This is a genomic window from Paenarthrobacter sp. TAF1, assembly GCF_052113825.1.
Classification (GTDB): Bacteria; Actinomycetota; Actinomycetes; order Actinomycetales; family Micrococcaceae; genus Arthrobacter; species Arthrobacter nicotinovorans.
The window spans coordinates 261,118-272,985 of record NZ_JBFRDO010000005.1 but is presented as its reverse complement, the minus strand read 5'-3'; the positions used below and the strand labels follow the sequence as shown (position 1 = coordinate 272,985).

Here is an 11,868-nt window from a genome sequence, read left to right as displayed (position 1 = left end):
CCGGATGCAGTACGGTAATGCCATGCCTGCCTCTTCGATGCCAGCCGACAGCGCCCACCACCCCGAATCCCGCCGTTTCGCCACGGGTCGGCAGTTCGAGCTGCGACGGGACAACGCCGTTGCTGTCGTGACGGAACTGGCTGCGGGACTGCGGCTGTACTCCCGCGGCGGCGTCCAGCTGACCGAGAGCTACGGCGACGCTGAAATCTCTCCAGGGGCCACCGGCATCACCCTTGCGCCGTGGGCCAACCGGGTTGAAGACGGAATCTGGTACCTCGACGGCAAGAAGCAGCAGCTCGACATCACGGAAGTTTCACGCAACAACGCCAGCCACGGACTATTGCGCAACACCGGATATGCGCTGGTGGATGAGTCCGAATTCTCCGTCACCCTGGAAGCCACTGTTTTTCCCCAGCACGGCTACCCGTTTCTGGTGCTTCACCGGGTGCGCTACGAACTCGACGACGCCCTGGACCTCCGTGTTTCCCAGACCTTGATCAACCAAGCGCAGAGCCCGGCTCCTTTTGTCCTTGGCGCCCACCCTTACTTGCGCTTGGGCGACACTGCCCCCGAAGACCTCATCCTTACCGTCAACGCCCGGACCCGGCTTGTGGCGGATGAGCGCCTGATCCCGCGCAGCACGGCCCCGGCGGACGGGCCGTACGACTTTTCATCAGGCATCCCGGTTGGCCCGTCATTGGTGGACGTCGCGTTAACGGACCTGGAGTTCGACGGCGGCGCGGCCCGCCATACGCTCACCGCACCTGATGGCCGCAGTGTAAGCCTGGAGCAGGACACGAACTGCCAGTATGTCCATGTCTTCATCACTGACACCTTTCCTGGACGTTCCAGGGCAGTGGCCATCGAACCGATGACTGGCCCGGCGAACGCCTTCAACAGTGGTGACGGCCTCCGCTGGTTGGCGCCGGGGGAGGCGTTCACCATGAACTGGGGCATTACTGCATCCCTTTAGTCCGCGGCGCTGCCTGCGGGTCGGTTTCCCATACGGAGCGGGCTACGGAATTATGGGTTCATGACGCCAACACCGGACGCCAAGCCCCGTTCTGACCGCCAAATCGCCGAGGACATCCCCTATGGGGTGCGCATTGCTGCAGCCTGGTCGTGGCGGGCAGGTCTGATACTGCTCATGATCGGTGCTCTGGTGTGGCTCCTGGGGAAGGTCAGCTTCCTCATCATCCCCGTCATGGTGGCAGCGCTGCTGGCCGGTCTGCTCTATCCGGTGGTGGCCTGGTTGCGGAGCCGCAAACTTCCCAATGGCGCTGCCGTCGCTATTACCGTAGTCGGGTTCATCGGCGTCATTGCCGGCGCCCTGGCTCTTGTGGGCCGGCAGTTGGTGTCCGGCTTCGGCGCACTGTGGCAGGAAGCCCTCGCCGGAATCCAGCAGATCCAGACCTGGCTGGCCGACGGCCCCCTCCATCTCACCGCCGACCAGATCGACCAGTACATCGCCGATGGTGCCAACGCCCTGCAGAACAACAGCAGCAGCATCCTCAGCGGTGCCTTGTCCTTTGGCAGTACCGCAGGACACTTCGCGGCCGGCCTGGTGCTGGCGCTGTTCATCCTGATCTTCTTCCTGCTGGAGGGAAGCCGGATCTGGGCCTTCCTGGTACGCCTTCTGCCTAAAACGGCGCGGAGGGCAACTGACGGTGCAGGCCGGCGGGGTTGGACCTCGATGGTCAGCTACGTCCGTATCCAGATGTTTGTTGCCTTCGTGGACGCCGTAGGCATTGGTGTCGGTGCTGCGATCATCCAGGTCCCCTTGGCACTGCCCCTCGCCGTCCTTGTTTTCATCGGCTCGTTCATCCCTGTTGTGGGCGCGCTGGTCACCGGTGCCATCGCGGTGCTGCTGGCCCTCGTCGCCAATGGGCCCGTCAATGCCCTGATCATGCTGGCCATCGTCCTGCTGGTGCAGCAGCTTGAGAGTCACATCCTGCAGCCGCTGGTCATGGGCAAGGCTGTTGCCCTGCACCCGGTGGCCGTCATCCTCTCGGTGGCTGCAGGCTCTTATCTGGCAGGCATCCCGGGAGCCCTGTTCGCAGTTCCCCTGCTCGCCGTAGTAAACACGGCAGTTCGCTACATTGCCGGCCGGACGTGGGAACATGATGAAGGATTGGGTGGCGCCGGACTCCAACCGGCGGCCGCTTCCGCGGGTTCCGGCGACGCCAACTTCAAGGAAGTGCACCTTCCAAAGTCCGAATCCCGTCTCGCCAGGGGCGGCGCCGGCACGACCAAGGCTCCGGGGAGCACCTCTGCTGAGGGCCCCGAGGCCGACACCAACAAAGGAGAATAGTCAGTGAATACCCTCGATACCCTGCCCGTCACCCTGGACGATGTCCTCAAGGCGCAGGAGCTGCTCGAGGGCATTATTACCAAGACTCCGGTGGAGTCGTCCCGGGCGCTGGGCCACCTTGTGGGCGGAAATGTCTTCTTCAAGTGTGAGAACCTGCAGCGCGCCGGCTCGTTCAAAGTCCGTGGTGCCTATGTACGCATGGCCCGCCTCACTGCCGACGAAAAGAAGCGCGGTGTAGTGGCGGCCTCCGCCGGCAACCACGCCCAAGGTGTCGCAGTGGCCGCCAAGAGCCTGGGCATCAACGCCCGGATCTACATGCCGCTGGGCGTCGCCCTCCCCAAACTCGCCGCCACGCGCAGCCACGGGGCAGAGGTCATCCTTCACGGCCACAATGTGGACGAGGCACTGGCCGAAGCGCAACGCTACGCCAACGAAACCGGTGCCGTGTTCGTGCACCCCTTTGACAACGTGGATGTCGTAGCGGGTCAAGGCACCATCGGTCTGGAGATCCTGGAACAGATCCCCAATGTGGACACCATCCTTATGGGCGTCGGCGGCGGTGGACTGCTGGCCGGCGTGGCTGTGGCCATCAAAGCCCGCGCCAAGGAGCTTGGCCGTGAGATCAGGGTCATTGGCGTGCAGGCAGAAAACGCCGCGGCGTACCCGCCCTCCCTGGCTGCCGATGCCCTGGTGCCGCTCAAGAAGGTATCCACGATGGCTGACGGCATCGCAGTGGGACGACCGGGACAGCTGCCGTTCAGCATCATCCGCGAGCTTGTGGACGACGTTGTCACCGTCAGCGAAGACTCATTGGCCCGTGCGCTCATTTTCCTGCTGGAACGCGCAAAGATGGTCGTTGAGCCCGCCGGCGCGGTGGGAGTAGCCGCACTGATGGACGGCAAGATCGAAAACCCAGGGAACACCGCCGTCGTGCTTTCCGGCGGCAACATCGATCCCATGCTGATGCTGAAGGTCATCCAGCGCGGTTTGTCGGCTGCAGGCCGCTTCATGACGGTCCGTATGATGCTCGATGACCGTCCCGGCTCATTGGCTACGATCGCCCGGATCATCGCAGAGAACGATGCCAACGTGACCGGCCTGGACCACACGCGCCTGGGCGGTTCCATCAGCATGGGCGATGTCTCCATCACCATCAACCTGGAAACGAAGGGCCACGAACACGGCGAACAGGTCCTTGGCGCCTTGCGGGCCGAGGGCTTCCAGCCGATCGTGGTGCACTGACGGGAGGAGCGCCCATGGTGCTTGGAACGCCTGAAGGATCAAGAGCCGAAGCCGAGGAATCGCTGGCCGGACGGGCGAAGGGCGGCCTGCTCTTCATGGGCGGGTTCGTGGTCCTGCTCTACGTCATCGAGATTCTCAATACGCTGATGCGGCACGCCCTGAACGCCACTTTCGGACTCCGCCCCCGCTCCATGGACGGTGTCCTGGACATCCTCACCTTTCCTTTGCTTCACGCAAACTTCAACCACCTGATCTCGAACACCTTGCCGCTGATCATCTTCGGTTTCCTGGTGTTCCTGTCCGGCATCCGCGTGTTCATCACCGCCCTGGCGTTCAGTTGGCTGGGCTCGGGGCTGACTGTGTGGCTCATCGGCGGGGGAGGGGTGACGGTTGGGGCCTCCGGGTTGGTGTTCGGCTTCTTCGCGTTCCTGCTGGTCCGGGGTTTCTTCAACCGGAGCTGGTGGCAGATCCTGCTGTCCGTGGTGCTGTTCATGGCCTACGGCAGCATCCTCTTCGGGGTGTTGCCTACGGTGATGGGCTACATCTCCTGGCAGGCCCACCTGGGTGGCGCCATCGGTGGCATCATCGCGGCCCTCTTGCTACGGCCCAAGCCCGCCATCACCCCCTGACCCAACGGGGACAGTAAGTCCCAAAGCTGGGCCGGGCACAAAAAACGCCGGCCCCCTCCACGAAGGAGGGGGCCGGCGTCGTGCTTGTGGTGCCCGGGCTGATACCTAGGCGACGTACGGCTTGGCGGAGACGATCTCTACCGCGATTTCCTTGCCGTTGGGAGCGACGTAGCTGAGGCTGTCGCCTTCCTTGTGGCCGATGATGGCTGCACCGAGGGGCGACTTCTCGCTGAAGACATCCAGATCGGAATCTCCGGCGATTTCGCGCGAGCCCAGCAGGAACGTCTCTTCGTCACCGGCGATGCGGGCAACAACCAGCATGCCGGGCTCGACGATTCCGTCGTCGGCCGGGGCCTCGCCCACATGCGCATCGCGCAGAAGGGCGGTCAGCTGGCGGATACGGGCTTCGATCTTGCCCTGCTCCTCCTTGGCTGCGTGGTAGCCGCCGTTTTCCTTGAGGTCGCCTTCCTGGCGGGCAGCTTCGATCTTCTGGACGATTTCCGCCCGGCCAGCGCCGGAAAGGTGGTCCAGCTCAGCCTTCAAGCGGTCGAAAGCTTCCTGGGTAAGCCAAGCCGCAGTGGCGCTGTTGGTGGTAGACACGGATTTCTCCTCTAGATCTGACAATGCAAAAGACCCCGCCGAGGTGGCCACTCGTAAAACTCAGTAACCAACTTAACGGGGTGAAGGTTTCATCCATTGTAGTAAATCCTCTGGACGAACCCAAACCGGTTGAGCCGTAGGTCACACGTTTGTTATTTGCCGCTGTCCACAATCCAGCAGTTATCCACGACGCCGGAGACGGACGGGGACTCGGTCCTCAGGGTGGTCCGCTGGACAGTGGTCCTCCCGCCGTCGGGGTCGTCCTGGGGCTCGTTGGCGCCGATCTCGACCACCTTCCAACCCACTACTGCGAACTTCGAGTCCAGGGCCTTGATGGCGCATTTCGCGGTGGCGCGAGGGGACTTGGTGACTTGGTAATCGACCTCGGCCTGGGTGTCGTCCACCGTGCTGTAGCCAATGTCCTTGAACGTGACGGGAGCCTGCGCGGACCCTGTCGCGACATACCCGGCCAAGCCAATGGCGACCACCAGCGCGGCGATGATGATGTTCCGCTTGGTTTTGCCTGTCATGGCGCGCTTTTGACCGCCGTAGCGATTGGCTAGGCTGGTGCTTGCCGGTACTTGGGTGGCCGAAAGGTCCTCTGAAGTCACCCATCCAGTTTAGTGCCGATCCCGGTGGCACTTTGCCGCCCCTGAAGCAGATCCATGAAAGAGGAGCCGTCACGTGACAGCGTCCAGCAGTTCCGACCAGCAGCTGCGGCTGCTCGCCGTCCACGCCCACCCGGATGATGAGTCCAGCAAGGGTGCAGCAACCATGGCGATGTACGCCGCCGCAGGCGTGGACGTCATGGTCGCCACGTGCACGGACGGATCACGTGGAGACATCCAGAACCCCGCCATGGAGGATGCCCCGCATCCCAAGCGGGACATGGCCGGTGCGCGCCGGCTGGAAATGGCCAACGCGGCAGCGGTGCTGGGAATCAAACAGCGCTGGCTCGGATTCGTGGACTCAGGCCTGCCGGAAGGAGATCCCCTCCCGCCGCTGCCGCCGGGATGCTTCGCGTTGCAGCCGCTGGAACGGGCTTCAGCTCCACTGGTGCGCCTGGTTCGTCAGTTCAAGCCGCACGTCATCCTCAGCTACGACGAAAACGGCGGTTATCCGCATCCGGACCACATCATGGCCCATAAGGTGGCGGTTGAAGCCTATGAAGCCGCGGGCGATCCCGAACGCTATCCCGGCATGGGCGAGCCGTGGGCCCCGGACAAGCTCTACTACGACCGTGCTTTCAGCCCCGCACGTTTCCGTGCCCTCCATTTCGCGTTGGAGGAAGCAGGGCTGCAGTCTCCGTACGCCGAGCGGCTGGCGGCGTGGTTGGAGGCCGACGCCGAGGGACACACGCCACCCGCCGGCGGTCACCAGACCACAACCCAGATCGACTGCGGCGACTACTTCGAGGTCCGCGACGACGCCCTGCGGGCCCACCGCACCCAGATCGACCCTTTGGGCTTCTTCTTTGCCGTATCGCCGGAACTGCAGCGGACCACGTGGCCTTGGGAGGACTACACCCTGATCAAGTCCCGTGTGCCTTCCGAGCTGCCCGAAAAGGATCTCTTCGCAGGGATAAGATAAGAACGCCGGTAGTTTCTATCGTTCGTAGAAATTACCGGATGGCCCATCAGCATCCCGGTTACGCTTTGCCGGCCGGCGCGCACCAGTTCCCATAGAAGGTTTGACCGTGCACCACTTGATTCTCGCCCTGACCGTCACTCCGTCGCCCGATCCCACGGGCACGCTGCGGCCCGGCCTGTCCGAGGATCAGGTGACGCCGGGCACGTGGGGCTTCGTCCTCACGGCCTTCATCGTGATCCTCACTACCTTCCTGATCGTGGACATGGTCCGGAGGATCCGACGCGTCCGCTATCGCGCACAGGTAGAGGAAGCCCGTCTGGCTGCTGAAGCGGGTGAGCCGTCCGCGGACGGGAATCCGGCACAAAGCGGCGGTCCCACTGACGAGATCGGCAATGGCGGCCCCGGAGCCCGCTAAAACGGGCGGAACCGGCTGTCCCGGGGCAAGCGATGCCTTGGGTTCGGAACCCTCTGCCTATCTCCGGCAACACGCGGGCAATCCCGTCCACTGCCGTCCGTTCGGGGATGACGGCTTGGCGTTTGCCGCTGCCGGGTTGCGGCCGCCGTCGCCGGTCCTGGCTCGCGGCATCGCCGCGAACTGTGCGGCGCGTTGCTGACGTCGCCCGCCCAGGGGTGGTGGTCGCCCATCAAACGTACGACGACGCGTCCCCGGCCCCCGGAGTGACGTCCCGTTGCTGCCTCCATGGCTGGGGCGCGGCTGGCCGCCATGGCTGTGGGCGGTGAACCCGTCTTTCCGGGCTAGCTCAGGACGGCCATCATGATGGCGATGAAGTGCGCGGCGAAGGCCAGCACGGTGAAGGCGTGGAACAGTTCGTGGAAACCAAAGTTCCGGGCGCTGAAGTTTGGCTTCTTGAGGGCGTAGAACACTGCGCCGGCAATGTACAGGGCGCCGCCGACGCATATGAGGATGGCTGCGGCGGCATTCGCGGCGAAAAACTGCGGCAGGTAGAACAGGGCCCCGCAACCGAGGGCGATGTAAACCGGGACATAGAGCCAGCGCGGAGCATGGGTCCACAGAATCCGGAACAAGACGCCGACGATCGCCCCGGACCACACAAGCCATAGCAAGGTGACAGCTTCAGAGCGTTCCAGCAGGGACCATGCCAGGGGCGTGTAGCTCCCGGCGATCACCAGCATGATGTTGGTATGGTCCAGCCGTTTGAGGAGCATGCGGACCTTGGGGGACCAGTTTCCCCGGTGGTACACGGCGCTGACGCCAAACAGCAGGAAACCGGTCAGGGCATAGATGGTGGACGTGACTTTGCGGTCCGGAGTGGGAGCAACCGTCACCAGGACTATCCCTGCTGCAAGTGCAAAAGGAGCGGCAACTGCGTGGATCCATCCACGCCAGAGGGGCTTGGTTTCGAGGAGCTCAGCCATGCTCCAAGAATAACCTACGTTTCGGTAAGTTACTTCTGGGTAACAAGTGTTGGGCGGTTTTTGACTGTCCACTGCACCGCCCCGGCAGCTCGGGAAGGTAGCCTTGGATGTGCGTCGTCGTACAAGCAAGGAAGTCAGGTGAGAGTCCGGTGGAGCTGCCCGGTTTCCTCTATGGCTTCTACGAGCGCAAACTCCTGCGCTCACTCAAGCAGGACCAGATCCCACGGCACATCGGCGTCATGGTGGACGGCAACCGGCGCTGGGCGCGCCAGTTCAATGCCCCCACCAGCCAAGGACACCAGGCCGGCGCAGACAAAATCCACGAATTTCTGGGATGGTGCCAGGAACTGGGCGTCAAGGTCGTCACGCTCTACATGCTCTCCACGGACAACATGAACCGCTCCGGTGAGGAGCTGGACCTGCTCATGGGCATCATCGCCAACACCATGGACCGGCTCGACGAAGACGAAGACGTGTCTGTCCACGCCATGGGAGCACCGGAACTTTTGCCGGACTACCTGGCTGACCGGCTGAACAAACTCACGTCCCGGACGCCGGTCCACGAAAAGATCCACGTCAACGTCGCAGTCGGCTACGGTGGCCGCCGCGAAATTGTCGACGCCGTCAGGGAACTCCTGCACGATGCCGCCTCCAAAGGACGCACCATGTCCGAGGTGGCAGATGAACTTTCAGTGGACGACATCTCCCGGTTCCTCTACACCAGGGGCCAGCCCGATCCGGACCTGGTGATCCGCACTTCAGGCGAGCAGCGGCTCTCCGGATTTCTCATGTGGCAAAGCGCTTACAGCGAGTTCTACTTCTGCGAAGCCCTGTGGCCCGCCTTCCGCAAGGTCGATTTCCTCCGTGCGCTCAGGGATTATGCCGGGCGGCAGCGCCGCTACGGAACCTAGCCCGGGCGCGGTTCACCGAAAATTAACGAGCCCGACATGCGACTTGCCGACGACGGATTGCGGAAATGAATGTGTCGGGGATTACGTTAATCCCATCAGCAGGCAAAACCGCCCGCTGATCGGGGAGGCCAGTATATGGAGCGGAACATCGCACCAGTTACATGGGAGGCCACGCCCGGCCTTCCGGCCGAGCCGCTTCACCATTAGGCCGGGCGACCGCCCGGGGCTGGAGTCGATGTGGCTATTTCTGAGCAACTGCCCGCAATGGTTTCCGACGGGGAAAGTGCAGCTACCTCTCGCGCCAAGCGGGTCCCACAAAAAGCGCGGGCAACAGCGTCCGCCACGGGCCGCAGCTATGTGATCGATACATCCGTCCTGCTTTCCGATCCCCACGCACTCCTGCGGTTCGCAGAACATGAGGTCATCGTTCCCATCGTGGTCATCAGTGAACTCGAGGGAAAGCGCCACGATCCGGAACTTGGCTACTTCGCCAGGAAAGCCCTGCGTCTCCTCGACGACCTCAGGATTGAACACGGCGGACTGGACCGGGCCATTCCCCTGGGGAACGACGGCGGGCTGCTCAGGGTGGAAATGAACCACATTTCCCCGGACGTGCTTCCTGCGGGCTTCCGCGGTGGCGACAACGACAGCCGGATCCTGGCCGTGGCCAAGAACCTGGCCAACGAGGGCCACAACGTCACGGTGGTCTCCAAAGACCTCCCGATGCGGGTCAAGGCGTCTGCCATGGGACTCCAGGCGGACGAGTACCGCAACGAACTCGTCAAGGACTCCGGCTGGACCGGCATGGCGGAATTAGAAGCCAACGACGACGAAATCACCACGCTCTACGGCCATGAACCTGTCTTCATTCCCGCAGCCGCCGAACTCCCCGTGAACACCGGACTGGTGCTTCTGTCGAACAGGGGATCCGCTCTGGGGCGCGTGGGAGCCGACAAGCAGGTCCGTCTGGTCAAGGGCGACCGCGACGTCTTTGGCCTCCACGGACGCTCCGCCGAACAGCGGCTGGCCATCGACATGCTCATGGACCCTTCCGTGGGCATCGTGTCCATCGGCGGACGGGCAGGCACAGGCAAGTCCGCGCTCGCCCTCTGCGCAGGCCTTGAAGCCGTACTGGAGCGCCGTGAGCACCGGAAGGTGGTTGTTTTCCGGCCCCTGTACGCAGTGGGCGGCCAGGAGCTCGGCTACCTTCCCGGATCCGAGTCCGAAAAAATGAACCCGTGGGCCCAGGCCGTGTTCGATACCCTCGGCGCGTTGGTCAGCCAGGAAGTCGTGGAAGAAGTCATGGACCGCGGCATGCTGGAAGTCCTGCCCCTGACCCACATCCGCGGGCGTTCGCTGCACGACGCCTTCGTCATCGTGGATGAAGCCCAGTCGCTCGAAAAGAACGTCCTGCTGACCGTCATGAGCCGCATCGGTCAAAACTCCAAGATCGTCCTCACCCACGATGTTGCCCAGCGCGACAACCTGCGCGTGGGACGCCACGACGGCGTTGCCGCCGTCGTGGAGACCCTCAAGGGACATCCGCTGTTCGGGCACATCACGCTGACCCGGTCCGAGCGTTCGCCGATTGCTGCCCTTGTTACGGAATTGCTGGAGGGGGCTGAGATCTAAGCATCTCCTTGGAACGTGGTGTCCAGGGCCGTGGTCCGGTTCGCCGGGCCACGGCCCTTCGCCGTCGCTTAGACACGACGCAGGTGCAGGTGCAGTTACAGCTTCAGGTAGTTCTTTAGTTCTTCGTGGCCCTGGACTTTGAGGGTCCAGTCGGGGCGTTTGAAGGTGGTGGGGGTGAGACGGACTCTTTGGACTTCTTCGATTTTTTCTCCCCAGCCGTCCCGGGAGATGCCGTTGAGTTCGTAGCCGAGGCTGGTGGAGACGCCCAGGGATTGTTGGTTCCACGACGCTGCTTCGGATTCGGCCACTTCGGCGCCAAGGTAATCGAAGGCGTAGCTGACGACGGCGGCGCGCATCTCCTTGCCGACGCCCTGGCCCTGCGCGGACTGCTTGAGCCAGGAACCCGTGCTTACTGTTTTGAGCGTCGCGAAGTTCTTGGCACCGAGGTCCTGTACGCCTAGGAATTCGTCGTCGCGCCAGACCGCCAGGAGGAGGGTCCAGGAATCCTTGGTGAAGTTTCCGCGGCACCGCCAGTACCACTGGGCCATGTTCGGTGCCAGCTCGTCCGCCGGCCTTTCAGCCCAGGGCGTGCTGAAGGGGCACTTGCCGGGTTCGTGGATACCTGAGCGGGCCGCGTCCACGGCGGCGGGGATGTCGTCGTCGAGAATCGGACGGACGGTCAGCCTCGGGGTGGTGAGAATGAGTCCGAACGGGGGCCAGATGTCTGCCAGCGATGTCATCGCCGTAGCTTAGCCCGAAAAGGCGGCGCGGTCAGGCGGCCGGGCCGATGTCCCACGGAATGTGCCGCCGGACGTCCGTGAGGTTCATGGACTCCGCCAGGAACAGGTCATCGAGCATGTACTCGTCGACACCCAGGATCTTCAGCCAATGGCCCGTACCGGAGGTGTCGCCGTCCAGGCTCTGGCTGGCCACGCAGACCCCTGTTCCGGTGTCGATCCTGATCAGCGTCCGGCCGGGATGGACCAAGGGCTGGGCGGGATCGGAAGGAACGTAGGTCCGGCTGGGCGTGACGATGGTTTCCAGGGCGGGACGGCCCTCGTGGTCCACTTCCCTGGGGGGTTCGAAGAAGACGCGGTTGGTGTCCGGGAATTCGATGGGAACCGGCGCGTTGCCGGCCAACTCCACTGGATCCAAGGCTGCAGCCAGGCGGCCATTGCCGAAGGACGGCTCACCGTACGCCGCCTCGGGACGCCTGCGCACCAGCCCGGCGTCGTCGTAGACGGGCGTCACCAGATGCGCCGGCAGCAGCCAGGACCGTCGCGTGGAGCTGACGTACAGGTCATCCCGGGAGTCGTTGATGCCGGTGGTGCTGTGGAGCAGTTGACCCTCAGCCGTCTCAAGGCGGAGGGCGCCCGGGCGTCGCAGCCAGGCACGGACAATATTGGCGCCACTGCCGGGCCGCTCAAGATATTCAAATCGCAGGGTGGTCCATTTCCATGGCGAAGAACGGCATAGATTCCGGAATGTGGAGGACAAGTCAAAGCCCGGTTCGTCTGCACTGTAGCGCCCCATATCCACAGTTTACCCAAGCGTT

At 63.4% G+C, this 11,868-nt stretch carries 13 protein-coding genes; 8 read left to right on the top strand and 5 right to left on the bottom strand.

Features of this window, described 5'->3' with window-relative positions; all coding sequences use genetic code 11:
• Positions 1–22 precede the first annotated feature (22 nt).
• Genes AB4Y81_RS09410 through AB4Y81_RS09395 form a run of 4 tightly spaced genes read left to right on the top strand, consistent with a single transcriptional unit; the run spans position 23 to position 4,182 of the window.
• Complete coding sequence (locus AB4Y81_RS09410) at positions 23–973, top strand: aldose 1-epimerase family protein (protein WP_229778607.1); 951 nt, start codon at positions 23–25, stop codon at positions 971–973.
• A 60-nt stretch (positions 974–1,033) separates the two neighbouring features.
• Positions 1,034–2,311 carry an AI-2E family transporter gene (locus AB4Y81_RS09405; RefSeq protein WP_018777288.1) on the top strand — a complete coding sequence of 426 codons (1,278 nt, stop codon included), beginning with the start codon at positions 1,034–1,036 and terminating at the stop codon, positions 2,309–2,311.
• Positions 2,312–2,314: 3 nt separating this feature from the next.
• The gene (gene ilvA, locus AB4Y81_RS09400; protein ID WP_018777289.1) at positions 2,315–3,553 is read left to right on the top strand and encodes a threonine ammonia-lyase; all 1,239 of its coding nucleotides are present in this window, start codon (positions 2,315–2,317) and stop codon (positions 3,551–3,553) included.
• A 14-nt stretch (positions 3,554–3,567) separates the two neighbouring features.
• Entirely contained in the window at positions 3,568–4,182 is a 615-nt protein-coding gene (locus AB4Y81_RS09395; RefSeq protein ID WP_018777290.1) for a rhomboid family intramembrane serine protease, read from the top strand.
• A gap of 105 nt (positions 4,183–4,287) precedes the next feature.
• Here AB4Y81_RS09395 and greA read toward each other — a convergent pair whose 3' ends face one another.
• Both greA and AB4Y81_RS09385 read right to left on the bottom strand, forming a co-directional pair.
• Positions 4,288–4,782 carry a transcription elongation factor GreA gene (gene greA, locus AB4Y81_RS09390; RefSeq protein ID WP_018777291.1) on the bottom strand — a complete coding sequence of 165 codons (495 nt, stop codon included), beginning with the start codon at positions 4,780–4,782 and terminating at the stop codon, positions 4,288–4,290.
• Between the two features lie 152 nt (positions 4,783–4,934).
• Positions 4,935–5,393 (bottom strand): DUF4307 domain-containing protein, encoded by a 459-nt coding sequence (locus AB4Y81_RS09385; protein ID WP_018777292.1) that lies wholly within the window; start codon positions 5,391–5,393, stop codon positions 4,935–4,937.
• Positions 5,394–5,466: 73 nt separating this feature from the next.
• Here AB4Y81_RS09385 and mca point away from each other — a divergent pair, with 73 nt between their 5' ends.
• Together mca and AB4Y81_RS09375 are read left to right on the top strand one after the other, a co-directional pair.
• Positions 5,467–6,372, top strand: a complete 906-nt coding sequence (gene mca / locus AB4Y81_RS09380) for a mycothiol conjugate amidase Mca (protein WP_039240309.1) — start codon at positions 5,467–5,469, stop codon at positions 6,370–6,372.
• Between the two features lie 106 nt (positions 6,373–6,478).
• The gene (locus tag AB4Y81_RS09375) at positions 6,479–6,787 is read left to right on the top strand and encodes a hypothetical protein (protein ID WP_055975197.1); all 309 of its coding nucleotides are present in this window, start codon (positions 6,479–6,481) and stop codon (positions 6,785–6,787) included.
• A gap of 341 nt (positions 6,788–7,128) precedes the next feature.
• Here AB4Y81_RS09375 and trhA read toward each other — a convergent pair whose 3' ends face one another.
• Complete coding sequence (gene trhA, locus AB4Y81_RS09370; RefSeq protein ID WP_039240310.1) at positions 7,129–7,770, bottom strand: PAQR family membrane homeostasis protein TrhA; 642 nt, start codon at positions 7,768–7,770, stop codon at positions 7,129–7,131.
• A gap of 107 nt (positions 7,771–7,877) precedes the next feature.
• Here trhA and AB4Y81_RS09365 point away from each other — a divergent pair, with 107 nt between their 5' ends.
• Entirely contained in the window at positions 7,878–8,681 is an 804-nt protein-coding gene (locus tag AB4Y81_RS09365; protein WP_052247135.1) for an isoprenyl transferase, read from the top strand.
• A 237-nt stretch (positions 8,682–8,918) separates the two neighbouring features.
• Positions 8,919–10,313, top strand: a complete 1,395-nt coding sequence (locus AB4Y81_RS09360; protein WP_189075894.1) for a PhoH family protein — start codon at positions 8,919–8,921, stop codon at positions 10,311–10,313.
• A gap of 95 nt (positions 10,314–10,408) precedes the next feature.
• Here AB4Y81_RS09360 and AB4Y81_RS09355 read toward each other — a convergent pair whose 3' ends face one another.
• A complete protein-coding gene (locus AB4Y81_RS09355; protein WP_189075893.1) occupies positions 10,409–11,053 on the bottom strand; it encodes a GNAT family N-acetyltransferase in 645 nt (214 codons plus the stop codon).
• A gap of 31 nt (positions 11,054–11,084) precedes the next feature.
• The gene (locus tag AB4Y81_RS09350) at positions 11,085–11,846 is read right to left on the bottom strand and encodes a hypothetical protein (RefSeq protein WP_110504396.1); all 762 of its coding nucleotides are present in this window, start codon (positions 11,844–11,846) and stop codon (positions 11,085–11,087) included.
• Positions 11,847–11,868 lie beyond the last annotated feature (22 nt).

Coding starts and splice junctions, on each gene's coding strand:
- AB4Y81_RS09410 (WP_229778607.1), top strand. CDS start 23: ATGCCTGCCTCTTCGATGCCAGCCGACAGCGCCCACCACCCCGAATCC.
- AB4Y81_RS09405 (WP_018777288.1), top strand. CDS start 1,034: ATGACGCCAACACCGGACGCCAAGCCCCGTTCTGACCGCCAAATCGCC.
- AB4Y81_RS09395 (WP_018777290.1), top strand. CDS start 3,568: ATGGTGCTTGGAACGCCTGAAGGATCAAGAGCCGAAGCCGAGGAATCG.
- trhA (WP_039240310.1), bottom strand. CDS start 7,770: ATGGCTGAGCTCCTCGAAACCAAGCCCCTCTGGCGTGGATGGATCCAC.
- AB4Y81_RS09365 (WP_052247135.1), top strand. CDS start 7,878: ATGTGCGTCGTCGTACAAGCAAGGAAGTCAGGTGAGAGTCCGGTGGAG.
- AB4Y81_RS09355 (WP_189075893.1), bottom strand. CDS start 11,053: ATGACATCGCTGGCAGACATCTGGCCCCCGTTCGGACTCATTCTCACC.
- AB4Y81_RS09350 (WP_110504396.1), bottom strand. CDS start 11,846: ATGGGGCGCTACAGTGCAGACGAACCGGGCTTTGACTTGTCCTCCACA.